Below are 24,760 nucleotides of genomic sequence, written 5' to 3'. Positions count from 1 at the left end.
GGCAAAAATCCAGAAGTTTTGTGGAAAATGGTTTTTATGATTTGCATATTTAGCCGTTCATACCGTAAATCAGCAACGCCAGTAATCTTATCTATTATTTATTGTAACTAAGTAGAACTATGAGTTTAGTAATTGCTGGCGAACGCAGCGGTGCGGGAAAGACTACTGTTACGATCGCCCTTTTAGCTTATTTAATCCGCCGCGGCTTGAACGTGCAATCTTTTAAGGTGGGCCCGGACTACATCGATCCGATGTTTCATGCTTTTGTGACCGGTCGCCCCTGTCGAAATTTAGACCCGGTATTAACGTCTGAATCTTATGTAAAACAGTGTTTTGAGCGTCATATTCAAGATGTCGATTATGCCTTAGTTGAAGGGGTAATGGGGCTATTTGATGGAGTTTCTCAGAAGAAGGAAGAAAGAAGTTCGGCAACGGATTTTGTAGCGGATGTAGCGGATGGCTTGAAGGCGGGGAAAGAAGAATTAGATTATTCTGTTGCTTTTGCTTCTACGGCTCATGTTGCTTGTTTGCTGAATTTGCCGGTATTGTTTGTGATAGATTGCAGCAGGCTTTCTGGTTCTGTGGCTGCGATTGCCCACGGTTTTCGTTCTTTTAACCCAAATCTTGATTTCGCTGGTTTGGTGTTGAATCGGGTGGCTAGCGATCGACATTTGGAGTTGCTTACAGATGCTCTCAAACCGCTCAATTTACCGATTTTAGGGGTTTTGCGTAGGGATGAGGCTGTTACTATTCCTGATCGGCATTTGGGCCTGATTCCTGCTGAGGAGTTGCCGAATCTTGAGGCTGCGATCAATAAGTTGGCTGATTTGGCTGCTGTGGCTTTTGACTGGGAAAAACTTTTGCCAATGCTGGCTGCAACTTCAAATCGGGGGGGTGAGGGGTCTGAGCAACTTTTGGGTAGATACAGTCTCCCTTCGGTTATTGTAACTAAAAAAAATGATGTTGTCAACAGTTTGGAGGGTAAATTTGGGGTGCGGATTGCAGTTGCGCGCGATCGGGCTTTTAATTTTTATTATCAGGACAATCTTGATTTGTTGGCAGAGTTGGGTGCGGAGTTAGTATTTTGGAGCCCGCTTGATGATGCTGTGTTTCCTGACAATGTGCAAGGGTTGTATTTTGGCGGCGGTTTCCCTGAAGTTTTTGCGAAGGAGTTGAGCAATAATGTTTTAATTCGGGATGCTGTCAGAAGTGCGATCGTTGCGGGAATGCCGACTTATGCCGAATGCGGGGGTTTGATGTACTTATGCGATTCTATTGTAGACTTCGAGGGCAATTCTTGGCAAGGGGTGGGAGTGTTGCAGGCTGCTGCTGCGATGGGAAAGCGCTTGACTTTGGGATACCGAGAAGCTGTGGCGGTGAGGGATAGTTCGGTGTTAACTGCGGGGGATGTGGTTTGGGGACATGAGTTTCATCGATCGCATTTAACTGTGGAACCGACTAATCCAGTTTATCACAGTTGGAGGTATGGGAAACGGGGGGAAGTTGAGGCGGTTGCTGAAGGTTGGGGAGTTTGTCAGGTGCACGCTTCTTATTTGCATTTGCACTGGGGTGCTCGCCCTGATATTCCGGCTCGTTTTTTGCAGCAGTGTGCTGATGCGTGATTGTAAGGTTGATACAGAAACCGCAGATGTCAGGCAGATAAACACAGATTAACGCAGATAAATTTCAAGAAGGGCAATCGAATTAAAGCAAGCTTGTCTATTTTTTTGTGGGATAACTCGAAAGGTTGGTTTTTAGCTGCGCCCAAGGTAGAAGTCAAGTGGTCTTAATATTTATATTACAATATTTATGACCGAGAAAGCTAGGGATGTTCTGATTTATGAGCAAATCACTTTCAACTAAGCCGTTGTCGGCACAGTGGGTGACATCGGAGAATTTTCGGAGTTACGGTCAAGTTATTTTTGCGAGTTTTGATGGTAAGTCTTTTGATGCTGAGGATGCTCACTTAAACTTGCAAAATGGTATTCCTAGATTTTACATTATGCGACTGCAGGAGAAAGGTCGCAAGTTTGGCAAAATTACGCGGCACGTTGAATGTACTCAGTGTTTGGGTTCTCTGGATGGGAAGGATTGGTTGATGGCGGTTGCGCCTCCTGGGGATAGCGATAAACCGAGTTTAGATGATATTGTTGCTTTTCGGATTCCTGGCAATTGTTTTATTAAGTTAGATGTGGGGACTTGGCACGCTGGGCCGTATTTTGATGAGGATTTTGTTGATTTTTACAATCTGGAATTGAGCAATACGAATGTCGTTGACCATTTTAGCTTTGATTTGGTCAAAAATCACAATCTGGAGTTTGAGATTGTCTGATATTTGCGCTTTGTTATTGGTGATTATGGTTATAGGTTTGTTGTTTGAGTAAGATTTTTTTTACCGCAGAGGGCGCAGAGGGCGCAGAGGAGGAGAGGGAGGGGGTTCGCAAGTGATTGGAGATTTTTTTGGGTCTCACTAGACTGAGTAGCAACTAGGAAGGATCACGTTTACAAGTGTTAAAATTAGGTGCAATTGTCATGCCTGAGCAAAAGTATAGCATAGTTCTGCGCGAATGTCGTTTGTTAGGTGCGGGCGACGATCGCCCAACGGTTGATATTGCTATCGAGGATGACCAAATAGTAGCCGTTTCGCCTCGCATCTGGGAACTTGGCGAACGCGAAATCGACATTCAAGGCAATTTAGTTAGTCCCCCGTTTGTGGAGTCGCACATTCATCTCGATTCGGCTTTGACTGCGGGGGAACCGCGATGGAATCAAAGCGGCACTTTGTTCGAGGGAATTCAAATTTGGGGGGAACGAAAGCAATGTTTAACTCTGGATGATGTCAGTCAAAAAACGGGCTGTTGAAACTTTAAGGCTGCAAGCGTCTCAAGGGATTTTGTTTGTCAGGAGTCATGCTGATGTTAGCGAACCGACGCTGACTGCTTTGCAAGGACTTTTGGAAGTTCGAGAACAAGTCAAAGATTGGATGACTCTGCAAGTTGTGGCTTTCCCCAAGACGGGATTTACGGAAGTCCAGAAAATGACAAACTTTTAGAGAAATCTCTGGATATGGGTGCGGATGCTGTGGGCGGGATTCCACATTATGAGTTGACGCGGGAAGATGGGGTGAAGTCGGTTGAGCGAATATTTGAACTTGCTGAAAAATACAATAGATTAATAGATGTTCACTGCGATGAAATCGATGATGAACAGTCGAGATTTTTGGAGGTGGTAGCAGCTTGTGCGATTAGAACTGGGGCTGGTTCGCGGGTGACAGCTAGCCACACGACGGCCTTCGGTTCTTATAACAATGCTTATGCTTTTAAGCTGATGGGAAGTTGGGCAAAATCGGGAATTAATTTCATTGCCAATCCTTTAATTAATATCACCCTGCAAGGCCGCGCTGATACTTATCCCAAACGCCGTGGGGTGACGCGAGTTAAGGAGTTGTGGCTGCAGGGATTGAATGTGAGTTTTGGTCACGACTGCGTGCAAGATCCTTGGTATAGTTTAGGTACGGGAAATATGTTGGATGTCGCTCATATGGCGGTTCATGTTTGTCAGATGACGGGAATGGCTGAGATTGCAGCTTGTTTTAATATGGTGACTGTCAACGGTGCTAAAACTCTCAATCTGGGAGATAATAATTATGGGATAGAGGTGGGGAAACCTGCAAATTTGATTGTGTTGGATGCTGAGGATTGTTATGATGCAATTAGGAGGCGCGCTGCGGTTCGGTATGTGATTTCGCGGGGTAAGTTGTTGGCGGAAACTGCACCTACTAAGATTAGTTTTTATGGTATTTGACAAACAATATTTGAAGCTGTTAAATTGTGAATCAAGGTGCTATTCCCGATGAGAGTCCGAGAAATTTGCCGGAGCAACTTCTGTTGCAAGATGCTAAGGCGGGTAATTGCATAGTAATTCATTGCGGCACAGATAGATTGTTGGGGGATGCACCGAGACTTATTGGGTGCATCTCACTTTGGCAAATACATCAAATTGAAAGTTGACCGTTGAGATAGGCACAGCGAAGAGCAAGGATAGAGGAAACGTTCTCAATATTCCATTGCGCTCCCGATATTTTCACCCTTAATCCAATGCGTTTAATTATGGATTCAACTGTTCCAGAACCTATCGAGCTTATGGATTCTTCTTTGTAGTATTGGTAATTAACTATTCGGCAGCGATGGGTCTCTAAATAATTGCAAAACGTTTTAAATGCTTGACCTTTAAAGTCTTTAAATAAACTTATAACTTCATCAACTTTGCCTTGCCACAACATAGTTTCTGCTAATTTTAATCGTTTTGTTGAACCCCCTACCTTGTAGAGATTTTCTTTCAGATGATACCAATCTAAGATTTCTTGTCTTTGTTCATTGTCTCCAATTTCTTTAAATATGTTCCAAATCCCCGCATGACCATCTCCTAGGCAATACATAGGGTGTAGTAATTTTTGGCTATTACTCCAATCAATTAAATCTTGATTATTTTGAAAAAATGCTCCAGAATAAACATTATCTAAACACACGGCTTTATAGTCTTTCCAGTAACATCTCTCGCCCTTAGTTTCGTTGCGTAGTCTGACTTTGCCGCCATCTAATGTAATTTCTTTGACTCCTTGTTTAGATGTAGGTAATTCAAATTCTTGTCTCTTGACTAATCTTTGTAATGTACTGTGATAAATTTTGATCCCCGTAAGTTTTTCCAAATCTTTTTCTGCCGTTTGATAAGATTCGTTGGCACTGATTAAAAGACAGCAATTTTCCATCAGTGGACTAAATTGACTGTAAGCTTTTAAGCCAAAATATTTTGCCTGATTATCTGTAATATCGAGCGAGCCGATTATTGATTTTATTTTTCGGGGTTTTCCTGTTTTAATTCCTGATACTGCTGAAAAAAAAAGCTACCTAGTTCTGGACCAACTTCTGATAACATTTGCTGACGAACTGATTTTTCTATACTTTCAAAACTTTTTAACTCGGTTGGAGCTGTATTTCTGTAAAGAATTTCTGCTGCCGCTTTTAAGTGGGCTTTTAGCTGTTGTTGGTCTGAGGGTGTCATTTTCTTTACCTCATTTTTATTTAACGATTTTACTAGCTTTTTCATTTTAACCCTTTTTTGACATATTCGCAAAAGTGAGATGCACCCGACTTATTGAGGTTTATGGCGGGAATTCTGAAGATTGGGATAAAATGACAAGTATTGAGGCTTTTGAAATTAATGGAGCTTCGGTACAAGTCCATTGGTTTCGGAACAGTCAGACTCTTCAAGATGTGGAGTTTAAGTTCAAGCGACAGTATCCCAAAACAGCCCCTAAAAATCTGTAGGTAATCAAGTTATGAAAATTCGTTGTATTGCTAATACTGGTGAATCTCTCCCTGAAGAATATATAGATCCGCCACGCGGTTACACTAGAAAGGTTGAGTTACCGCTAACTATAGGCAAGGAATATGTTGTTTATGCTATCCGAGAATGGAAAGGGACTATTTGGTACTACATCTGCAATGATAATTATAGCTATTATCCCATCCATAATCCGGCGCCGATGTTTGAAGTGGTTGACAGCAGAATTTCTAAGTATTGGCGGTTTGAACTTTCGCCCAATGGATTGTTAATGATAGCGTTTGAACAGTGGTTTACTGACCCTTATTTTTATGATAAGCTGACAGACCAAGAAGAGGCGGAGGTTGAGATTTTTGAGAAGGTTAAGGAATTGATGGATGCTGAGGATTTTGCTTTGCCTCCGCTGGATGTTGCCGTTGAGAAGTTGCCCGAAACTGTCAGTGTTTGAGTGGACAAGTGCGATCGCAAATTGTTTCTTACCACCTTGACTCACATACCTTCAAATGGTATCAAATAGGAAGCAGCATAATTTGGTCAAAAAAAATGGACGAAAAAGTTGAAACCAATAAGAACTATGAGACAGTGGGTGATGATGATGTTTTGTTATTCGTCGGCAATCAAGCAACTTTTCTGGTACGAAGGTTTAAAGAGCTAGCCGCTAGCAAGTTTAGTGAGATACTTGGGCTTACTGCACAAAAGGAATCTCGCCAGATATCACTAATGTATTGGATGAAAGAATTGTGTATTAACGAAGAAACAAAAATTATGGCAGGGGATATAAAGTGGAACTCCCCTAAAGAAGGAATCGATTGTCAAGTTCTCAAAATTGGTTCCAAGGGTTGGGAAAAAGGAAAGGTTAAAATCGAAGTTACAGCACTTTTCAGGTAAGTGAAGTACAGAGAAACCGGGTTTCTTGAATAAAACCGATTTCTGGCGAGAAATCCAGAAGAAACCGGGTTTCTGGGGTGTACTTCATAAACCTGGAATCCGCTGTATGTGTTGGTTACACTCACACCTGTGTTGTGAGACTCACATCGAATTGCTATAGTTAAGTTGTCAGACGATGGGGGATTAAAGTGCGAACTCTTAACCGATTGGGTTTACCCCACCGCTGCTAGTCATCCCCCTTACGGGTTTCGACTAAAAGAATCGCACTTACTTCAGTATTATTACTATAGTCTAAACAAGATTGGTTATGTTATATTTTTAATATATCTGTACAAAAAGAAGAAAATCAATGCTTAAACGTTTTGGAGTTGGTGCTGTACTTCTGGTTTTAGCAGAATGCTTATCCGGTGGCGCTGCTTTGGCAGATAATTTTGGGGCGATCGCTACATCGGATGCTACAAGTGCCTATGGTTTTAGCTACGACCACTCAACTCGTGCTGCGGCTCAAAATAAAGCATTGGCAGAGTGTTCTAAAAATGCAGAGGATTGCGCGGTTCGAGTCTGGTTTAAGAATAGCTGTGGTGCTGTATCGGACAATGGTACTCATGTTGGTTGGGGACTTGGTGATTCTCGCGCCGAAGCTGAAAGCAAAGCAATGAGCGCACTTGAGGGTTCAGGAAGCCTAGTTGCTTGGGCTTGTACCACACGATAACTCAACTTTGAAATTGGGAATTGGGAATTGGTAATAGGACTAGAGACTAGAGAAAGTTAGACCGTCACCGCTCCGACCGCTCCGACTTGTACCCTAAGCATAAATACTCACCAACACCCGCTCCGACCGATTAAAACGGTAAAACCCTTTGACTGTATGTGTTAAGGGTTTTTTGATGGTTTGTAATGAGTATAAATGCTTAGGAAATATTGTGAACACTACAAATATGTTACAAAATCAATCTATTATCTATAACAGTTGATACAGCGGATTCCAGGTTTATGAAGTACACCCCAGAAACCCGGTTTCTTCTGGATTTCTCGCCAGAAATCGGTTTTATTCAAGAAACCCGGTTTCTCTGTACTTCACTTACCTGGAAAGTGCTGTAATAAAAATTTCAAGTCAGGGGAAGCGCAGACATCTATAAAGTTTTGTCCTGATGAACCACTAGAGCCCAAATCTCCTTTAGATGATATCAGACAATCCGAGGAGTATAAAAAGCTGAGTAATAATAACTGACTTCCCGATCGCCATTACAATACAATAATCATCGCACTTATATCTGAACCTGAGATTTTTAACCCCAGATGAGGGCAGATGTACGCGGATGAACGCTGATGTTGTTTGGGAGGGACTCATGGTAAATGTAGAAGAATATGTCGATCGCACCGCTGAACTGATAAACTTACCGTTAGACCCGGAACATCGGCCCGGTGTTGTGGTAAACTTCGAGAGAATAGCTGCGATCGCCCGACTGGTTACTGAATTCCCTTTACCTCAAGAAGTAGAAGTCGCGCCGGTGTTTGAACCTTAGATTTTTAACCGCAGATGAGGGCAAATGAACGCAGATGAACGCAGAAGTTTTTTAGATAAGGCGGATGCGGTTGCTACGGCAGCGGCTGTTAAATGTGGTAAGGTTACGGCTACAGAGGCGGTAAGTGCTGCTTTGGAACGGATTGCTGTTAAGGATAAAGCTTTTAATTGCTTTACTGCAATCACTGCATCCAGCGCACTCGCAGCAGCCGAAAATATTGATAATTCGATCGCAAATAACGAAAATCCCGGCCCTTTAGCAGGCGTTCCCTTCGCAGTCAAAAACCTGTTCGATATCGGCGGAATTACTACTCTGGCTGGGTCAAAAATCAACGCTGACAATCCTCCGGCTACCCAGGACGCGGGGGTGGTCGCTCGACTCAGACAAGCTGGTGCTGTGCTCGTAGGCACGCTCAACATGGATGAGTACGCCTACGGTTTCGTCACGGAAAACAGCCACTACGGCCCGACTCGCAATCCCCGCGATACTACGCGCATCGCCGGCGGTTCCAGCGGCGGTTCCGCAGCAGCAGTCGCCGCCGGTTTTGTACCCATCACTCTCGGTTCTGATACTAACGGTTCCATCCGCGTACCGGCTGCTTTGTGCGGTGTCTTTGGGTTTAAGCCTACTTACGGCCGTTTGTCGAGGGCTGGCGCTTATTTATTTTCCAGTAGTTTGGATTGTGTGGGGCCGTTTGGGCGATCGATCAGAGATATGGCGCTGTTGTACGATATCCTGCAAGGCCCTGATTCTCGTGACCCAGTTTGCACTCAACGCCCGCCTGAACTTTGTTCGCCACAGTTAAATCAAGGCATCGAAGGATTGCGAATTGCTGTTGCTGAGGGGTATTTCGCCACAGGGGCCGAACCGGAAGCAATGGATGCTGTAGAAATAGTTGCTAAAGCCTTGACAAATGTCTTGGATTGTGGTAATAGCACGGAAAAAACAACAAACCCCCCAAAAATAGGGGGGCTTGCGACTGTCAGCATACCGGAATCCGATCGCGCGCGCGCCGCAGCGTTTATCATTACCGCCTGCGAGGGGGGAAACTTGCATTTGGATAATTTACGATCGCGCCCTCAAGACTTCGATCCCGCCACGCGCGATCGTTTTTTGGCTGGAACCCTGATTCCTGCGACATGGTACGTGCAAGCGCAGAGATTTAGACAGTGGTATCGCGATCGAATTCGCGAAATATTCCAATATACAGATATCATTCTCGCACCCGCAACTCCGATCGCCGCTCCTGAAATTGGTGTCGAGAAAATGGTCATCGCCGGACAAGAAATATTAGTGCGTCCCAATCTGGGACTGTTCACTCAACCCCTATCATTTATAGGCTTGCCAGTTCTGTGCGTGCCCGTACAGCGGCCCGGCGCTTTGCCCTTGGGAGTACAAATTATCGGTGCTCCCTACAGCGAAGCGGTGATTCTCCGAGTCGCTGCGGTACTAGAATCGCAAGGCATTATATGTGCCGAATCAATTTAGTGCTAGTTCTAGGGTTTGTTGTTGCGGTGGAAGCGTCTCTTAGTGCGTCTGGCAATAGCTTTGCGCTTCTGCTTTTCGAGGGGGGTTTCAAAGTGGCGGTGCTTTCTCATGTCGGGAAAAATTCCCGCTTTGGAAACTTGTCGCTTAAACCGTCGTAGGGCTGACTCAATCCCTTCATTTTCGCCGATTACAACTTGGGTCATTATTTCTCCTGTGGTTCGTTAGATCAAGTTTTATCATATCAAGGTTTCTGGCGGCGCGACCTGTTGGATGTCGGGCGATCGACCAAAAACCTTAAAATTATACCAGAAAATAGGTTCGTAGTGAGGACTTTAGTCCTTCTTAGTTACCCACTGAACTCCGCACAACAGTCAACAGTCAACAGTCAACAGTCAACTGACCAACTGATTTTCCTGCCGCAAATAAGCTTGAATGAACGGTTCTAATTCGCCATTCATCACATCTAGGATGGCGGTGGTTTCCACTCCAGTCCGCAAATCCTTGACCATTTGATAGGGGTGAAACACGTAATTCCGAATTTGCTGGCCCCAAGCCGCCTCTACCATGTCGCCCCGAATCTCGGCAATTTCCGAAGCCCGCTGTTCCTTCGCAATCACCAACAGGCGCGCTTTCAGCAGTGCGAGAGCTTTTTCCTTATTTTGTAACTGACTGCGTTCTTCGGTACAGCGGACAGCCAAACCTGTCGGAAGGTGAACGATGCGGACTGCCGTTTCTACCTTGTTAACGTTTTGCCCACCCTTGCCGCCTGCGCGGGAAGTCGTGACTTCTAAGTCCTTTTCTGGAATGTCTAGTTTAACGGATCGATCGAGCACTGGCATCACTTCCACGCCCGCAAAACTGGTTTGACGCTTGTCATTAGCGTTAAAAGGCGAAATTCTCACCAAACGGTGAGTGCCCTTTTCCGACCTCATGTAGCCGTAGGCGTAGCGGCCGACAATTTCCAAAGACACAGATTTAACACCCGCTTCTTCTCCCTCAGAAATCTCGGTTAAATGTACTTTGTAACCTTGACGTTCGCCCCAGCGGGTGTACATCCGCAGCAGCATTTCTGCCCAATCTTGAGCATCTGTACCGCCCGCCCCGGCGTTAATTGTCAAAACTGCGCCACCTTCGTCGTAGGGCCCGGATAGTAATTGTTGCAGTTCCCACTGGTCGAGTTCGCGGGTTAACTGGGAAAGACTGGCTGAGGCTTCTTGGAATAGGGACTCGTCGGCGTCTAACTCCAGCAGTTCTAAAATAGCTCTAGCGTCTTCTAGGCTAGTCTGCCAGCCGTGGTATTGGTCTAAATGAGATTTAAAGTCATTTAGTTCTTGGAGGGTTCCTTGGGCTTGATCTTGGTCATCCCAGAATGCTGGTTGGGCGCAGATTTGCTCTAAGTCTTGGATTTTGGCTGTGAGTGCGGGGATGTCAAAGATAGTCCTGGGTTGTACCCAGGCGATCGGACAATGTTTCGATATTATGTTTGATGTCTAGAACTTCCACTGTTACTTTTCCTAGTTGTGGGGTGTACTTTTGAGTTTAGCTGAAATTTTGATCTAAATGTGCAAATCAATTTTTCAGCAGCACACCTGCTTTGAGGAATGAGTCAAGTTTGCCGTCTAGTACCTCGGCGACGGCTGTTGTTTGGATGCCTGTACGGAGATCCAGAACTTTGCCCGGGAATCGCTGTCGCTGGCAAATTGATATTCCCGAATTGGTTGGTTAAGGACTGTTGTTAGGCGATCGCACTGAATGTCTGAAATTTCTGCAACTTCTTGCCTTTGCATAATAGCAAACAGTTTGCTCTTGAGAACCGCCACAGCCTTGTCTTTATTTTGCATTTGACTGCGGCATCCGTCACATCTTGCGGAAATACCAGTCGGGATATGCACAATCTTCACCCAAACTTTGGTTCCGTTACAATTCCCGCCGCTAGGAGGCAAGATTAGTTCTAAATCCTGCTGGGGAATATCTAGTTCTACGTACATTGGCACAACTTCCACCGTTGCTGTAGTCGCCCGCTTTCTGGTAATGTTAAAAGGCGATTTACGTTTCAGTCGGTGCATTCCGGTTTCTGAATTTAGATAGCCGCAAGCATAACGTCCGTCTATTTCCAAAGTTGCAGAATTAATTCCTACTTCTGGCGCTGGGGAATATTCAACGTCTGCAACTTTATAGCCTCGGTTGTGTCCCCAAATAGTATACATTCTCAGCAACATTTCTGCCCAGTCTTGAGCATCGATATCGTTATTTCCTGCATTAATTATGAGGTAAGCTCCATTTTTGTCACGAGGTTCGCTCAACAATTGCTGTAATTCACTCTCTTCTAGAAAGTGGTTTAGGTCAGCTAAATTAGTTTGAAGTTCTTGCTCTAGTTCGTCGTCTGCTTGAAATTCCAGCAACTCGACTGCTGCGTTAATATCTGCTAAACAAGTTTGGCACTGGTTGAGTTTTGCCCGATCGAATTGCAGTGCGTCTAGTTCTTGGAGTATGGGTTCAACTGTGTTGGTTCTGTTGCCCGATGCCGGCTGTGCTGTTAGCTGTTGTAACTTTTGGCTTTCAGCGGTTATTGATGAGCTAAAGACAGTCTTGTAGGCGGTTTAGGCGATCGCACAAAGTTTCGATATTGTGTTCGATGTGTAGAATTTCACTCTCAGTTCTCCGGCGTTGTGGGGTGTATTTTTGATTTTAGCATTTTGGCAGGCAATAATACTAAGAATTTTTTTGAAACCGCAGTTAACAGTTGACAGTTGACAGTTGACAGTTGACAGTTGACTTCGGAGTGCGAAGTTTTTAGGCAGAGGATTTAGGCCCCTGCCTAAAAACAATCCACCTAAAGGTGGGGGCTTAAATCCCCTGTGCTTTGGTGAACGCGGATGAACGCAGATGTTTCTAGATATACTGCGAACCTGTTGAATTGAAAGTTTTACCGCATTCGTGAGCGCATACGTCTAACCTTTTGGAACATGAAAAACTTTTGGTGAGGTCTTCGCGAAACCAATCACAGGCGATCGCATCTTTGATAGATTTAGTTCTGAGAGAATTAAAGCCCTCGCCGTACTTTTCAAGTAAAGCCAGCATTTGCGGTCTGTAAGTGTGGTTATAAACAGCGTATTTAGTATGGCTTACCCAACAGCAAGGCCAAAGTTCAGCTTCAAAAGAAATGAAAATATCTTTGCTGGCTTGAGTTTGACAGCTAATTTCTACATTACGGTAGTAATTATTTAGGCTACCAAATGTTTCTACAGCTTGGATAAATTGGTCTCCCTGTGGATTTTTATATTGTTCCAACGATGGGGGTTGGAGTTCTTCGCTGGCTGGCTTTGATGGGACAGAACGAGTTGGTTCGGGTGTTTGAGAGGTTTCAATAGCTATAGCTTGATACCAAGCATAATTGGCTTTTTCTGGTTGCTCCAACTGTGTCAAAACTTGAGCTAAATTGCGATAAGCTCCGGCAAAATTGGGTTTAAGCTCGATCGCCTTTTGGTAATAAGCACTAGCTGGCTGCCACTGTTGCTGTTGAGCATAAAGACTGCCGACATTAGCATAAACTTCTGGAAAATTAGGCTGAATTTTAAGCGCCTTGGCGTAACAGTCTGCTGCTGCTTGCATCTTCCCCAAACCTTGAACAGCATTGCCTAAAGTTTTCCAGGCTGCTGCAAAATCAGGTTGAATTTTTAGGGCTTGTTGGCTGGCTGCGATCGCCTCTGAGAGCTGTCCTTGTTTCAAACAATCCTCCGCTTGTTGGTGCAACCCAACAGCGGTCTGTGTTTGATTTTGAGGGGCTGACGCATTAGTTGTTGCTGGTTGGTTGGGGCGATCGCTCTTAGCATCTACCTGAGAGTTTTCTGCCTTTTCAGGCTGTTGATTTGCGGACTCTTTGTCATAAATCTCTTTCGCCACAAAACGAGAGGTAGCTTTCGGTACAAACTCGACAAATCCTAGTTGTTGGGCTAAATCCCGCGCTGCTTCTACTTGGTGCTGGTTGTGTTCAAATATCAAGTAGTGCCATACAGCTTTTCCGCCTGCTTGGATGAAGGAATTAACAGACTGCATTATCCTGTCCCAGTTGGTATTTTGGCGGTAGATGCTGTTAGTATCGGCCAACCCGTCGATACTAAAAATTACGCGATCATGTTCTCCTGTCATCGCCTGTGCCAGGGCTTGCCACCAGTCTGGATTGCGTCCGCTACCGTTGGTGTACAGGCAGATATGAGGAACTCCCATGCGGTGCAAATATTCGATCGCAGGAATTGTGGTATTGCTAGTCATAGCATCGCCGTAGTTGCCGCACATATACACCAAATCCAACTGAGAGCAAAACTCTTGTGGAAAAATTCTCTCAATATCCTCCATCTTTAATTCCGCCCCCGGCAAAATCGGGTTGCCGGTGCGGGGACACTGCGGGCAAGCTGCATTACACCGGGATGTAATTTCTACGCTGACTCTCCTGATATCTTCATATTTTAAGTACATGAGTGTTATTCAATTAATTTGTGATTAATTTTGAAATCGCGATCGACAGAATTAGCGCAGTCAACCTCAAATATAAAATCTCAAATCGACCGATCGCTATCTTGGTTGTAAATCTTAATCAAAAACCGCAGCCGGATGTCGATCGAGCTGCGGTTCTTTTTAAGCTAAACTTGCGTTGATTAATCGCGGCCGTTGAGAGCAATCATCAGGCGCAGAATGAAGATGAACAAGTTGATGTAAGTCAAGTACATCGACAAAGCGGCTGGCAAATATTGGTCATCGCGGTAACTGCGGGGTAGTATGTAAAAGTCTACAATCGCAGCGCCAGCAAATATAAACACGCCGATGCCAGAAATGCCAATTTCCAACCAGGTTGGGGTGTAGACGCCGAAAAGAGAGAGCAGAAACTGACCGCCAACGACGACTAACAAAGCAATCACACCTAAACTGATAGTTTTGGTGAGAGCCATGCCGTCTTGTTCAGAAAGGTTGGAGCCAATTTGGCGGGCGGCGATAAAGGTAATACCGCATCCGAGGGCTGCAAAACCGATGCCGGAGATGCCGACTCCTTGGGTTCTGAGGGCTGTAAAGACCAATCCGCTAAGGGTGTAGCCGGAAAGCAGGCTGTAGGTTGCCAGCAGGGGTAAAGCGGTGTTTTTGTTGCCTTGTTCGGCGGCACCGCGGGCGACGAAGAATAAAATTAATTCTACGACGATCGCGGCGATGAATGTGGGAAAGAAGATCCCGGGATAGTTACGAATCACTCCGAGGCCGCCGTAGGTGCCGACAGCAGTTAAGACAAGTCCGCCGCCCACGAAGGGGAGAGCGTTGGAGATGACGTTGGGGCCTACCAGTGCGTGGTTTTTGGCCTCGCGCACGGCTTCGCGGAAATTGCTAGTGTTACTCACGAGGATTTACCTAATTTTGGCTGAGAATTGCTATCTATCATTTTGACAGCTTTACACTTTGTTTGCAAAACCTGAAAGAGTTTAAAGATTTGATAAAGAACGGGGGTGAAATCACTCCAAAGCGGGGATCGATTGTTTATAATCGACTGCGTACAGGTCTGTGCCGTGTAGCTGTCTCGCACCGTTGCGCCTCGCGGCAAAGCTATAATTTAGTTTAAAGGGCCGGCGCTGCGGCCAAGGGCTAGCTTAAAGTCGCTCAAATCACAGATAGCCGAAGTCAATCAATTTTGGATGGGGGATTTACGATTGGGGATTATGGAGTATATGCTAGAGGCAGGGGCCACAGTTGATTTTGGGTTTTTGATTTGCGAATTAGTTGAAACTAGGAACCAGAAACTTCAATAATCTAAAATCTAAAATCTAAAATCGGTTCCGTTAATTGCTAAGGTAGCTCAGACAGAGAATACCAATAAAATTAATGAATAGATCGAGTTCGATCGACAAAATGCCAAATAGGTAATATCTAATGTACACCTTTTTCGATCGCAAATTATTGCCACCTGCCGCCGGAATTTTATTAGCCGCAGCCATTATTTCCGGCGGTCAAGCTGCCGTTGCAGCTAATGTCCGAGCCGTTTCTACCGCTGCTGAGCGGCAGGGTTCAGAAAATTTGCTGCTGGCTCAGACCGGTCAACTCCCCCAAAGTACAAATTCTTCAACCCCGAACCGGGGGACGGCAAACCGCGTACCTCTGCCCGTGAGAATTCCTGAGCCTTCGACGGTGGTAGGGTTGGGTTTAGTTGCGGGTTCGCTGGCGGTGAGTCGCCGGAGAGTGAGAGTTAAAAATTAGACTTTTGGCTTTTGGCAAAAAGTCTAATTTTGGGATTTTTAACCGCAGATAAACGCAGATGAATGCGGCTATCAGGATTTTAGCCGATCGCGTCGCGTAGAGCATTTTTAGTCATAGCTGCGATCGACTGTTCGGTAGCTTTCGGCAAATGATAGTATTTCCCTCCAGAAGTCTTGGCCAATTCCTTCGCAAAGCCAGTCGAAATGAATTTGCTCTCAGTGTCAATCACCAGCAACTGCATTCCCAGGCCGCGAATTTTGGCAGCAATTTCTAACAATTCCTTCTTAATATCCGGCTTTTCGCCATCTAAAATCGGTTCGCCCAAAGAACGAGCCAAAGGAATATTACCGCGCCCGTCAGTAATAGCGACAATCGCCACTTGACCAATATCTCCCGACTGCCGCGCGTTAACTCCCACGCGCACCGCTTGCGTCAAACCGTGGGCGAGGGGCGAACCACCGCCGCAGGGCAGCCGTTCCAAACGCTTGCGGGCCAAGGCTATCGAGCGAGTCGGCGGCAACAATACTTCTGCTTGCTCTCCGCGAAACGGAATCAGCGCCACTTGGTCGCGGCTTTGATAAGCTTCGGTGAGTAGCTGCATGACTGCACCTTTGGCCGACTGCATCCGGTTGAGGGCCATCGAACCGGAAGCATCCACAACAAATACCACTAGAGCCCCAGCTTTTCTCGCCAAGCGCTTCGCCCGAATGTCTCCCTGTTCCACAAATACGCGCTTCTCTCGATTAGGGCTCTCGCTGGCGGTGGGTTGCTGGTCGGAATTCCTGTCGCGGCGGGCTTTTTGGTATGGTGCGGCGGCTCTGAGAGTCGCATCTACAGCGATGCGGCGGACGGGGCCTTTGGGCAATACTGGCTTGACGTAACGGCCTCTATCTTCCGAGAAAATGGTGCTTCTGCTGCCGGATTTGCCTTGTTTGTTGGCGGATTGTTGGGCGAATAAAAGCACGCTGGGGTCAAGAATTACGCCTTCGGGGTCAAACAGAAATTCTTCGGGAATGGTATCTTGTTCTGGTTCTTCTTGAGGTTCTGGGTTGTCTTCGTTTTCTTGGTTGTCTTCGTCTTCTTGCTCGTTTTCGGGTTCGTCTTGTTCTTGTTCTGACTGCTTTTGTGGCGGTGGTGGCGGGGGAGGAGGAGGTGAGTTTTCGTCTGGGGGAGTTTGGATGACGGTGGCGCGGGGTACGATGACTAATTCTACGGCGCGGCGCAGGTCTTCGGCGTTAACTTCTGTGCGTCCTTCGATGGCGGCGGCGGCTTTGGCGACGCGCACTGCGAATATTTCGGCGCGGTGTCCTTGAACGCCGCCCCGGATGGCTTCTTCTACTAGGTAGGCAATTTGTTCGCGTTTAATGCTGACATCTTTGAGCCATTCTCTGGCTAGGATGATTTGGGTTTTGAGGTTGTCGGTGTCTTCGGCGTATTGGTTGAGGAATTCTTGGGGGGAGCTGGAGTAGGATAAAGCTTGTTCTACTGCGTAGACTCTTTCTTCTAGTTGGAGTGCTGCGTCGGCTGAAAGTACGATCGCGATGCGATCGAGCAAATGTTCTCTCAACGGCCCTTCTTCGGGGTTGTAGGTGGCGATGAATAGAGGTTTGCAAGGGTGTTGAAAGCTAATCCCTTCCCGTTCTATTTGGTTGCGACCTTCGGTTAATACTGTGAGTAATTGGTTGGAAATATTGTCATCGAGGAGGTTGATTTCGTCTACGTAAAGTACGCCTCGATTTGCTTGGGCTAAGAGTCCGGGTTGAAATACGGTTTGGCCGAATTTTACTGATTGTTCGACATCGACTGAACCTAAGAGTCTGTCTTCGGTTACACCCAAAGGAATTTGAATGAATGGTGTGGGAATTATTTCAGTATTTTTTGGGGAATTAGTATTTGTGGAACTGGCATCTTGCCCGTTTTCTTCTAATAGAAAAGATGCCAGTTCTGCAATATTTTCATCGGGTTCGGCGTTGCAAAAAGAATCTTTAACAATTTCAATGGGTGGCAGTAAGGAGTGCAAGGCGCGGGCCATTACTGATTTTGCTGTCCCGCGGCGGCCTGCGATCGCAACTCCTCCCAATCCGGGATCGACTGCTGCTAACAGCAGGGCTAATTTGATTGCTTCTTGCCCGACTACGGCGGTGAGGGGAAAGGCTGTGGTGGAAGGGCTAAGGTTGGCTGCGGGCATAGGATTTTCGGATGTAAAAATTTGAACTTAATGTTTAGCTTACTTCTTGGAGTATTTTAACTTCTTGCGGCAGAATCACGGTAAAAGTTGAGCCAACTCCTATTTCCGATACTAGCTCTATTTTGCCTTGCAGCAGCGTGACGAGCCGCGATACTATTGCTAATCCCAGGCCAGTGCTTTCGGTGGGAAAGAGCTGTTTGCCGGCTTCTCCTGCTTGAAAGAAGGGATCAAAGATGCGGTTTGTATCTTCGGGGGCGATGCCAATGCCGGTATCTGTAATTGCGATCGCCCAATTTCCTTCTCCAGCAGGGTGGCAACTTAATTCGATGCTACCAGATTCTGTATAGCGAATGGCATTGCTCAGCAGGTTGATCAGAATTTGTTGCAGCCGCCCAGAGTCCGAGATTACTTGTGTTGGGCCGCAGTCGCTGGTAACAGCGAGCTTTAGTCCTTTAGCATCAGCAATTGGCTGCATCATTTCTACTACGGTGTTAATTACCGATCGTACATTAGTTCGCTGCAGGTTAAGTTTAATTTTTCCGGCATTAGCGCGAGAAAGTTCTAGTGTGTCATTAATCATGCGGAGCAAATGTCTGCCGTTACGCAATACTCGCTCGATGTGTTCGATGCCGGGGAGGGTATCTTTGACTTCAGATTGCCATTTTTCTTTTCGCAGGAATAGTTCGGAATAACCAATAATTGAGTTGAGAGGAGTTTTGAGTTCGTGAGCCAAATGGTAGACGTTTTCTTGATTGACGCTGACAAGGCGAGAGAGTTCTTGATTTGTGAGTTGTAACTGAGTTTGGATTTGTTGAAGTTCCCGCAGCCTCTGAGCGACGTAGCTATTGAAACACTGGGCAATTGCTTCGTCTAGTACGGCATCTATCAGCCGAAAAGCTCTGAATACGTCTGCGACGCTTCCTGCTAGCAATTCGGCTTCTAAGTGGGAGAATATTACTTGACGCAATAAATGGTATTCGCGGGCTATTTCTGCGGCGTCGTAGCCTTGTTCGGCTCTGAGAAATCCGTGATCTAAACTGGCTTCAATTATTAGTTTTATTTCGCTGTTTTGATATTGGGAAAGCACTGTGGCCATCGCCGCCAGCAGGTAAGGTATGTGATTTTCGATTGCTGACTGCGGTAAGGCTGCAGCGGTTTCAATTTTCCGATCCTGACGTACTGCTTCAATCCAGTTTTGGACGATAGTATCGGTTTTGTCGGCAAGCACTTGGCTGTAGTCCATGATGTCGGCGTGGGGGTGAAGTTTGGCAGATATTGCCCATGCTTCATTGTAGTTGAGCGATCGCCCAATCGCCATACCAAACTTCGGGCGATCGCGACCCTGCCAAAAGAAGTAGTTTTGAGGTGATTTTTTCCCTGTGCCGGATCTCTCTCTAGGGGTCGATCCCAGCTTGTTGCTGCCAAAATCAGCACTTAAATTTATTGACAGAAGAGCCAGAAAGTAGTATAGTCACTCGAACCGAGAGTTTTTAATTTTTAAATTTTATTTTTTTCAGGGGACTAAATGGAAAACGTGCAAGCTGTGATTGCTACAACAACATTTATATGTGTAATTTTCTTAATAATTACAGAATGGATACACCTCACAGTTGCGGCATTTCTGGGAGCGGTGATTCTGGTTTTTACCCACGTGATGACGTTAAACAACGCGATCGAATATATCAGTCGGAGTCACGCCACGCTGGGCTTATTTTTTGGAGTCATGGTAATGGTGAGAGCCTTTGAGCCTACCAAAGTATTTGAATACCTGGCAACTCAAATTGTGCTTTTGGCTAAAGGCAAAGGCAAAAATCTCTTGCTGGGTATTGTTGCGATTACTACCCCAATTTGTGCAGTTTTGCCCAATGCCACGACAGTCATGCTGCTAGCACCATTAATTCCGCCAATAGCCGAAGAAGTCGGTGTAGATTTTGTGCCCCTGCTAATTTTAATGGTATTTGTCGCTAACAGTTCGGGACTGCTGACAATCGTGGGCGATCCGGCGACATTCATTGTCGGCGATGCTATTAACATGAGCTTTGCAGATTACCTGGTAAAGTTAAGTTTGGGCGGGGCAATTTCAGTAGGAGTGATAGTAGTTATGTTGCCTTGGTTGTTCCGCGAAATTTGGCACAAAAACTTAGACGATTTGGAACACTTGCCGCAGCCCAAAATCAATCACCCGCGAGTCTTAGCAGTGGGCGGTGTAATTATAGCTTTCGTGCTGACATTTTTTGTAGTGGGAGAGTCGTTGCCCGTGCCTATTTCACCGGCAGCCGTTGCTTTGTTGGGGGCTGCTTTGGCAATGCTTTTAGCTCACCATTCCCAAATTGATTCTGTTAATAATATTTTGCGGGATTTAGATTGGAGCACGCTGCTATTTTTTATGTCTATCTTTGTGCTGATTGGCGGTTTGGAAAAAACCGGAGTAATCGGCAATATATCTGGAATATTAGCAGTGATTTTAGGTAAAAATATTTTTCTTGGTTCTTTAGTTTTGTTATTTTTTGTGGGTTTGATGTCGAGCGTGGTGCCAAATATTCCGCTGGTAGTGGCGATGGTGCCGCTGCTAAAACAGTATGTTGTCAATATCGGGCTCGCGCCGACAGAGGTTCTGGCTCCGGATTTTGCAGGGCAGTTTCCACCTGCTGTGCTGCCACTGTTTTATGCGATGATGTACGGAGCAACTTTAGGCGGAAATGGCACTTTGGTAGGAGCTTCTTCTAATATAGTGGCGGCGGGAATTTCTGAACTGCACGGGCGCCGGATTTCTTTTCAAACTTTTCTGCATTACGGGCTGCCTGTGATGGCGCTGCAATTAATAAGTGCGGCTGTTTATGTAACGATTCGGTTTCTGATTTGAAGAAGTCATTAGTCATTAGTCATTGGGCATTGGGCATTGGGCATTAGTTATTGGTCATTAGTCATTAGTTAACAGTCAGCAGTTAACAGTCAACAGTCAACAGTCAACAGTTAACAGTCATCTAAAATTCATCCAATTCTAAGGGAAAAATTACAGTGAAGGAGGAGCCAACTCCTAATTCAGAAACTAATTCGATTTTACCTTGCAAGAGGTTGACTAATCGAGCGACAATTGCTAGCCCTAAGCCGGTACTGTCAGGAATGCCAGAGCTCAGGGAGTTGTCGGCTCTAAAATATGGCAGAAAAATCCGATCGCAGTCTTCTGAAGCCATGCCAATTCCTGTATCCCTGATGCAGATACTCCAATGTTTGTCTGACAATAATTCGGTTTTTATGGTAATAGTACCAGCTTCGGTGTAGCGAATGGCGTTGCTCGCCAAGTTGGTGACAATTTGCTGCAAGCGCAAGTAATCTGTCATAACTTGATCGAGAACCGGAGCGCACTCAACGACGATCTCTAAATTTTTTTCTTTAGCCAAAGGCTCGATTATTTCGACAACAGTCCCGATCGCCGATCGCACATTTGTCGCAGTTAGCTGCAATTTTATGCGTCCCGCGTCGTACCGCGAGATTTCGAGAGTATCGTTAATTAATCTAAGTAACCGTCTACCGTTGCTGAGGACTTTATCAATATGTGCCAAATTGGGAGCAGAATCTTTAAGTCCAGGATTGTTTCGTTGACGCAAAAACAATTCTGAGTAACCAATAATAGAGGTGAGGGGAGTTTTCAATTCGTGAGCTAAGTGAGATAAATTCTCTTGACTGGCGCTAAGCAAGCGAATCAGCTCTTGATTTGTAAGCTGCAATTGGTTTTGCAAATCCTGTAGTCCTTGCAATCTTTCCTGAGTATAGGTTTTGAAACATTTAGCAATTACTTCATCGAGGGCAGTGTCAATTAAGCGGTAAGCTCGGCTCACTTCAGCGGCTGAGCCTTTTAGCAATTCTGGCTCTAAAGCATCGAAAATTACCCTCCGCAGCAAGCGGTATTCCCGCGCAATTTCTTCAGCATCGTAGCCTTGTTTTGCCCTGAGAGTTCCGTGTTCTAAACTTTCTTCTATGAGTGTCCGAATATCGCTTTCTTCTGATTCGGACAGCATAGTTACGATCGCTTGCAGTACAATGGGAAGGCTGTCGCGCACGGAAGTGTAGGTGAGTTGCTTGGCGGTTTCGATTTGGTCGTCGGCGCGAACAGCTTCGATCCAGTTTTCGGTAATTATGTCAATTTGAGCTTGTAGCGCTTGGCTAAAATCAATCATGGCCCTTAATATATAAATCAATTCAACAATCGCATTTTATCTCTCTAGGTTAATTTAATAATTAACTTTTTGAATTTTCTTTCAACTTTTGGGCTTCGCTGAGCAGCAATAGCTACTCCTAAAGACGTATTGACAAAATTATAAGCTCGTGCTAGCTTATTTTAATAAATTGGCTTAAAAAGTCAAGCCTAATCCAGCACTGCGCGATAAAACCAAGCGTTTGGCGGGAGCGGAGGAACCAATTTTCGGGGCGAATCTCTACAGAATTAAAAAGCAAAGTTAAAAATTGCCAAATTTGAGTGTAGTTTTTGATTTTGAAATCTAAGGAGAAGGACATCTCTCAGTCCTAGCCCGTCAGCTAACTTCGCAGGCATTGAGAAGAGACTGAAAAGCCAACTTTCTGAACAAGATAGTTTGGCTTCGTCAGTGTCTCAGGTTGGTATTGTTCAAGATTCTTGTACCTGCCCTGACTCTGAAGGAGATTGAAATGTTCATACAGCTTAATTTATCTGCGATCGCACTTGCAGGAGTTGCAACGTGGAAGCGTGTAAAACCCGTTGTCATCCGAGATGCTGTTTTGTTACCTGCTGCGGGTTTTTTGGGAATTCTTGGCTTGTGGTGGATTGTTGCCAGCTTCAACAGCGATTTGATACCCACTCCGTATCAGGCGTTAATAGCTAATTTAGATTACATATTCCATCCATTTTATCAGCGCGGGCCTGGAGATTTAGGCATTGGCTGGCTGCTGCTAGCGAGTTTGCGCCGGGTGTTGGTGGGGTTTTTCATGGGTGCAGCAGTGGCGATTCCCGTGGGATTTCTGATCGGGATGTCGAAACCGGCAATGATGGCGCTCAATCCGCTGATTCAAATTTTTAAACCGGTGTCGCCGCTAGCTTGGCTGCCGATAGCTTTATCGATTTTTAATTTAGCAGAGCCGTCGGCAATTTTTGTCATATTCATTACCTCTTTGTGGCCGACAATTATCAACACAGCTTTGGGAGTTTCTAGCGTTTCCCAGGATTATCTGGATGTGGCGCGAGTGTTGGAAATGCCGCGCTGGAGGCGGATTACCAAGATAATTTGGCCTGCGAGTTTGCCATACATTTTTACAGGTTTGCGGATTAGTTTGGGGATTGCTTGGCTGGTGATTGTGGCGGTGGAAATGCTGACAGGCGGTGTGGGAATTGGCTTTTTTGTGTGGGATGAATGGAGCCGTTTGAACCTGAGTTCGGTATTTTTAGCGGTGTTGGTAATTGGCTTAACTGGATTGTTGCTCGACGCTGCTGTTGACAAAGTTCAGGAATTGGTAACGCATCGATCGGTTATTAATCATTAGTCAGTTTGCAGTTTGCAGTTGTTAGGAAAGCAGTTGTCAGTTGTCAACAGTTAACAGTCAACAGTCAACAGTCAACAGTTAACAGTCATTAGTCAAATTAAATATGAGTGACAAGTTTTCCAATGAATGGAAGCGCCGCGAGTTTTTGCAAGGAATGGGCTCGGCGGTGGCGGGAATGGCTTTATCTGGTTGTGGAATTAGCGCGGATCGATCGGCAAAAGGACTCACAGAAGAAGCCTCAGCCGTAAAGCCGGTTGTCGATTACCGAACCTTAGAAAAACCAAATTTAACCGTAGGATACGTGCCAGTTAACGATTGTGCACCATTTGCGATCGCCTGGAAAAAAGGCTTTTTCCGCAAATACGGTTTAAACGTCAAACTCAACCGCGAAGCAAGCTGGGCAACCTCCCGCGACGGCCTCATCTTCGGCCGCCTCGACGCCTCCCCAGTCGTATCCGGCGCCGTCACAAACGCCCGAATTGGCGCAGAAGGAGCGCGCCACGCACCCCTGTGCGCGGCAATGACAATTCACCGCCACGGCAACGCGATGACCATGAACAAAGCGATGTGGGATTTCGGTTTACGGCCGTGGCACGAATACAACGGCAATTTTGAAGAATTTGGCAAACAATTTCGAGCCTTTTTTGACAGTCAGCCGTCGGAAAAAAGAGTTTGGGCAGTTGTCCTCAGTTCTGCGATTTACGAATACTTTGTCCGCTACATATCGGCGGCTGCCGGTGTCGATCCGTTGAAAGAATTTCGGGTAATTATTGTGCCGCCGCCGCAGATGGTAACTAATATCAGGATTGGCGCTATGCAGGCTTACATGGTGGCCGAACCTTGGAATACGCGGGCAATTCAAGGCAATTTGGGAGTGGGTTTTACCTTCGTGCAAGGCAAGGAAGTTTGGCTGGGACATCCCGATCGCCTTTTGGGAGTAATGCAATCATTCATTGAGGAAAATCCGAAGACTTATTACTCGCTGGTTAAGGCAATGGTGGAAGCTTGTCAGTATTGCAGCAAGCCGGAAAATCGCAGTGAAATATCGGCGCTGCTGACTGAGCGATCGTTTACGGGGGCGAAACCGAAAAAAGGGGCGATCGACAAATTTACGCGACCCTCCATAGTTGGCGACTACAACTATGGAGGGTTTGACGGAATAGACCGCACCATAGAATCGGAAGATGCAACTATTTTCTATGACATTCCTAATAATTTGCCTCAAATACCGGGAAATCATTCAACATTTATGTGGCAGTCTCAGAGTCTGTGGTTGATGACTCAAGCCGCTCGCTGGGGACAGATTAAAGAAGTTCCCAAAAATGCTGAGGAATTAGCTAAAAAAGCTTGGAAAACCGACCTTTACCGCAAGATTGTTGCCGAAATGGCGATCGATTGTCCCCAGGAGGATTACAAAGTGGAACCTGCGGAAGCTTTCATTGATAAAAAGGCATTTGATCCTAGCGATCCGGTGGGTTATTTGAATAGTTTTGAAATTCGAGCAAACCGCCCTCAGTCTTTTTTTCAGTCTTAATTTCTACATTCCTGAACGCAGAACCTCTATAGGTAGGGCGATGCA

At 45.8% G+C, this 24,760-nt stretch carries 24 protein-coding genes and 1 riboswitch; of the genes, 15 read left to right on the top strand and 9 right to left on the bottom strand.

The annotated features are described in order from the left end of the window. The first annotated feature begins 119 nt into the window (after window positions 1-119). The 5 genes from QUA44_RS22705 to QUA44_RS22685 all read left to right on the top strand — a co-directional run bounded on the left by QUA44_RS22705 (window position 120) and on the right by QUA44_RS22685 (window position 3,804). A complete protein-coding gene (locus tag QUA44_RS22705) occupies window positions 120-1,622 on the top strand; it encodes a cobyrinate a,c-diamide synthase (RefSeq protein ID WP_333254542.1) in 1,503 nt (500 codons plus the stop codon). Between the two features lie 218 nt (window positions 1,623-1,840). Beyond that, window positions 1,841-2,332: an ureidoglycolate lyase gene (locus tag QUA44_RS22700; RefSeq protein WP_333254544.1), complete on the top strand. Its 492-nt coding sequence runs from the start codon at window positions 1,841-1,843 to the stop codon at window positions 2,330-2,332. Between the two features lie 200 nt (window positions 2,333-2,532). Beyond that, a complete protein-coding gene (locus QUA44_RS22695) occupies window positions 2,533-2,862 on the top strand; it encodes an amidohydrolase family protein (RefSeq protein WP_333254546.1) in 330 nt (109 codons plus the stop codon). Continuing rightward, on the top strand, window positions 2,834-3,052 hold the full coding sequence (locus tag QUA44_RS22690) for a hypothetical protein (protein ID WP_333254548.1): 219 nt from the start codon (window positions 2,834-2,836) through the stop codon (window positions 3,050-3,052). The genes QUA44_RS22695 and QUA44_RS22690 overlap by 29 nt, the downstream gene beginning before the upstream one ends. Continuing rightward, window positions 2,980-3,804: an amidohydrolase family protein gene (locus QUA44_RS22685; protein WP_333254550.1), complete on the top strand. Its 825-nt coding sequence runs from the start codon at window positions 2,980-2,982 to the stop codon at window positions 3,802-3,804. The genes QUA44_RS22690 and QUA44_RS22685 overlap by 73 nt, the downstream gene beginning before the upstream one ends. 190 nt (window positions 3,805-3,994) lie before the next feature. Here QUA44_RS22685 and QUA44_RS22680 read toward each other — a convergent pair. Further along, a protein-coding gene (locus tag QUA44_RS22680; RefSeq protein ID WP_333254618.1) for an ISKra4 family transposase occupies window positions 3,995-5,061 on the bottom strand; the annotation gives its coding sequence in 2 pieces (ribosomal slippage) (window positions 3,995-4,893 and window positions 4,893-5,061; 1,068 coding nt in all). Window positions 5,062-5,338: 277 nt separating this feature from the next. Here QUA44_RS22680 and QUA44_RS22675 point away from each other — a divergent pair. The 5 genes from QUA44_RS22675 (at window position 5,339) to QUA44_RS22655 (ending at window position 9,245) form a co-directional block, all read left to right on the top strand. Continuing rightward, window positions 5,339-5,791, top strand: a complete 453-nt coding sequence (locus tag QUA44_RS22675; RefSeq protein WP_333254552.1) for a hypothetical protein — start codon at window positions 5,339-5,341, stop codon at window positions 5,789-5,791. A gap of 95 nt (window positions 5,792-5,886) precedes the next feature. After that, complete coding sequence (locus QUA44_RS22670; protein ID WP_333254554.1) at window positions 5,887-6,231, top strand: KGK domain-containing protein; 345 nt, start codon at window positions 5,887-5,889, stop codon at window positions 6,229-6,231. Between the two features lie 349 nt (window positions 6,232-6,580). After that, on the top strand, window positions 6,581-6,943 hold the full coding sequence (locus QUA44_RS22665) for a DUF4189 domain-containing protein (RefSeq protein ID WP_333254556.1): 363 nt from the start codon (window positions 6,581-6,583) through the stop codon (window positions 6,941-6,943). Window positions 6,944-7,580: 637 nt separating this feature from the next. Then, the gene (locus QUA44_RS22660) at window positions 7,581-7,757 is read left to right on the top strand and encodes a DUF4089 domain-containing protein (protein ID WP_333254619.1); all 177 of its coding nucleotides are present in this window, start codon (window positions 7,581-7,583) and stop codon (window positions 7,755-7,757) included. Between the two features lie 24 nt (window positions 7,758-7,781). Then, complete coding sequence (locus tag QUA44_RS22655) at window positions 7,782-9,245, top strand: AtzE family amidohydrolase (RefSeq protein ID WP_333254559.1); 1,464 nt, start codon at window positions 7,782-7,784, stop codon at window positions 9,243-9,245. An 8-nt stretch (window positions 9,246-9,253) separates the two neighbouring features. On the opposite strand, the gene rpsU is transcribed toward QUA44_RS22655, so the two are convergent. The 4 genes from rpsU to QUA44_RS22635 all read right to left on the bottom strand — a co-directional run bounded on the left by rpsU (window position 9,254) and on the right by QUA44_RS22635 (window position 13,721). Then, window positions 9,254-9,448, bottom strand: coding sequence for a 30S ribosomal protein S21 (gene rpsU / locus QUA44_RS22650; RefSeq protein ID WP_006632476.1), 195 nt, complete (start codon window positions 9,446-9,448; stop codon window positions 9,254-9,256). Between the two features lie 189 nt (window positions 9,449-9,637). Next, window positions 9,638-10,748 (bottom strand): peptide chain release factor 2 gene (gene prfB, locus QUA44_RS22645; RefSeq protein WP_333254562.1). Its coding sequence is split into 2 segments (ribosomal slippage): window positions 9,638-10,675 and window positions 10,677-10,748, totalling 1,110 coding nucleotides; the frame shifts between segments, so codons are not numbered across the junction. A gap of 116 nt (window positions 10,749-10,864) precedes the next feature. Further along, a complete protein-coding gene (locus tag QUA44_RS22640) occupies window positions 10,865-11,815 on the bottom strand; it encodes a PCRF domain-containing protein (protein ID WP_445243691.1) in 951 nt (316 codons plus the stop codon). A gap of 322 nt (window positions 11,816-12,137) precedes the next feature. Then, window positions 12,138-13,721, bottom strand: coding sequence for a tetratricopeptide repeat protein (locus tag QUA44_RS22635; protein WP_333254564.1), 1,584 nt, complete (start codon window positions 13,719-13,721; stop codon window positions 12,138-12,140). A gap of 20 nt (window positions 13,722-13,741) precedes the next feature. Between QUA44_RS22635 and QUA44_RS22630 the strand changes: the two genes are divergently transcribed. Then, a complete protein-coding gene (locus QUA44_RS22630) occupies window positions 13,742-13,900 on the top strand; it encodes a hypothetical protein (protein ID WP_333254567.1) in 159 nt (52 codons plus the stop codon). Here QUA44_RS22630 and QUA44_RS22625 read toward each other — a convergent pair whose 3' ends face one another. Continuing rightward, complete coding sequence (locus tag QUA44_RS22625) at window positions 13,901-14,629, bottom strand: Bax inhibitor-1 family protein (protein WP_333254569.1); 729 nt, start codon at window positions 14,627-14,629, stop codon at window positions 13,901-13,903. Between the two features lie 526 nt (window positions 14,630-15,155). Here QUA44_RS22625 and QUA44_RS22620 point away from each other — a divergent pair. Then, window positions 15,156-15,479 carry a PEP-CTERM sorting domain-containing protein gene (locus tag QUA44_RS22620; RefSeq protein WP_333254572.1) on the top strand — a complete coding sequence of 108 codons (324 nt, stop codon included), beginning with the start codon at window positions 15,156-15,158 and terminating at the stop codon, window positions 15,477-15,479. Between the two features lie 79 nt (window positions 15,480-15,558). Here the strand turns inward: QUA44_RS22620 and bchD are convergent, their stop codons facing one another. Continuing rightward, window positions 15,559-17,667: a magnesium chelatase ATPase subunit D gene (gene bchD, locus QUA44_RS22615; protein ID WP_333254575.1), complete on the bottom strand. Its 2,109-nt coding sequence runs from the start codon at window positions 17,665-17,667 to the stop codon at window positions 15,559-15,561. Between the two features lie 34 nt (window positions 17,668-17,701). Then, entirely contained in the window at window positions 17,702-18,985 is a 1,284-nt protein-coding gene (locus tag QUA44_RS22610; RefSeq protein ID WP_333254578.1) for a HAMP domain-containing sensor histidine kinase, read from the bottom strand. A gap of 207 nt (window positions 18,986-19,192) precedes the next feature. Between QUA44_RS22610 and QUA44_RS22605 the strand changes: the two genes are divergently transcribed. Beyond that, window positions 19,193-20,530 carry an ArsB/NhaD family transporter gene (locus QUA44_RS22605; protein WP_333254581.1) on the top strand — a complete coding sequence of 446 codons (1,338 nt, stop codon included), beginning with the start codon at window positions 19,193-19,195 and terminating at the stop codon, window positions 20,528-20,530. A gap of 121 nt (window positions 20,531-20,651) precedes the next feature. On the opposite strand, the gene QUA44_RS22600 is transcribed toward QUA44_RS22605, so the two are convergent. Beyond that, entirely contained in the window at window positions 20,652-21,845 is a 1,194-nt protein-coding gene (locus QUA44_RS22600; RefSeq protein ID WP_333254584.1) for a sensor histidine kinase, read from the bottom strand. Window positions 21,846-22,020: 175 nt separating this feature from the next. Next, window positions 22,021-22,233: riboswitch (cyclic di-AMP (ydaO/yuaA leader) on the top strand. Window positions 22,234-22,332: 99 nt separating this feature from the next. Here QUA44_RS22600 and ntrB point away from each other — a divergent pair. Both ntrB and QUA44_RS22590 read left to right on the top strand, forming a co-directional pair. Beyond that, window positions 22,333-23,181 (top strand): nitrate ABC transporter permease, encoded by an 849-nt coding sequence (gene ntrB / locus QUA44_RS22595; protein ID WP_333254586.1) that lies wholly within the window; start codon window positions 22,333-22,335, stop codon window positions 23,179-23,181. Between the two features lie 103 nt (window positions 23,182-23,284). Further along, window positions 23,285-24,715, top strand: coding sequence for an ABC transporter substrate-binding protein (locus QUA44_RS22590; RefSeq protein WP_333254587.1), 1,431 nt, complete (start codon window positions 23,285-23,287; stop codon window positions 24,713-24,715). Window positions 24,716-24,760 lie beyond the last annotated feature (45 nt).

This window comes from Microcoleus sp. N9_A2 (assembly GCF_036701775.1).
Taxonomy (GTDB): Bacteria; Cyanobacteriota; Cyanobacteriia; order Cyanobacteriales; family Microcoleaceae; genus Microcoleus.
Note: the sequence above shows the minus strand (reverse complement) of the source record. Positions and strands in the feature narration are given on the sequence as shown.

Bases quoted from the DNA above. Each gene is read 5' to 3' on its own strand.
- QUA44_RS22705 (WP_333254542.1), top strand. From the start codon at position 120: ATGAGTTTAGTAATTGCTGGCGAACGCAGCGGTGCGGGAAAGACTACT.
- QUA44_RS22610 (WP_333254578.1), bottom strand. From the start codon at position 18,985: ATGGCGATTGGGCGATCGCTCAACTACAATGAAGCATGGGCAATATCT.
- QUA44_RS22655 (WP_333254559.1), top strand. From the start codon at position 7,782: ATGAACGCAGATGAACGCAGAAGTTTTTTAGATAAGGCGGATGCGGTT.
- bchD (WP_333254575.1), bottom strand. From the start codon at position 17,667: ATGCCCGCAGCCAACCTTAGCCCTTCCACCACAGCCTTTCCCCTCACC.
- QUA44_RS22620 (WP_333254572.1), top strand. From the start codon at position 15,156: ATGTACACCTTTTTCGATCGCAAATTATTGCCACCTGCCGCCGGAATT.
- QUA44_RS22590 (WP_333254587.1), top strand. From the start codon at position 23,285: ATGAGTGACAAGTTTTCCAATGAATGGAAGCGCCGCGAGTTTTTGCAA.
- QUA44_RS22695 (WP_333254546.1), top strand. From the start codon at position 2,533: ATGCCTGAGCAAAAGTATAGCATAGTTCTGCGCGAATGTCGTTTGTTA.
- QUA44_RS22690 (WP_333254548.1), top strand. From the start codon at position 2,834: ATGATGTCAGTCAAAAAACGGGCTGTTGAAACTTTAAGGCTGCAAGCG.
- QUA44_RS22700 (WP_333254544.1), top strand. From the start codon at position 1,841: ATGAGCAAATCACTTTCAACTAAGCCGTTGTCGGCACAGTGGGTGACA.
- ntrB (WP_333254586.1), top strand. From the start codon at position 22,333: ATGTTCATACAGCTTAATTTATCTGCGATCGCACTTGCAGGAGTTGCA.
- QUA44_RS22670 (WP_333254554.1), top strand. From the start codon at position 5,887: ATGGACGAAAAAGTTGAAACCAATAAGAACTATGAGACAGTGGGTGAT.
- QUA44_RS22665 (WP_333254556.1), top strand. From the start codon at position 6,581: ATGCTTAAACGTTTTGGAGTTGGTGCTGTACTTCTGGTTTTAGCAGAA.
- rpsU (WP_006632476.1), bottom strand. From the start codon at position 9,448: ATGACCCAAGTTGTAATCGGCGAAAATGAAGGGATTGAGTCAGCCCTA.
- QUA44_RS22605 (WP_333254581.1), top strand. From the start codon at position 19,193: ATGGAAAACGTGCAAGCTGTGATTGCTACAACAACATTTATATGTGTA.
- QUA44_RS22635 (WP_333254564.1), bottom strand. From the start codon at position 13,721: ATGTACTTAAAATATGAAGATATCAGGAGAGTCAGCGTAGAAATTACA.
- QUA44_RS22675 (WP_333254552.1), top strand. From the start codon at position 5,339: ATGAAAATTCGTTGTATTGCTAATACTGGTGAATCTCTCCCTGAAGAA.
- QUA44_RS22660 (WP_333254619.1), top strand. From the start codon at position 7,581: ATGGTAAATGTAGAAGAATATGTCGATCGCACCGCTGAACTGATAAAC.
- QUA44_RS22600 (WP_333254584.1), bottom strand. From the start codon at position 21,845: ATGATTGATTTTAGCCAAGCGCTACAAGCTCAAATTGACATAATTACC.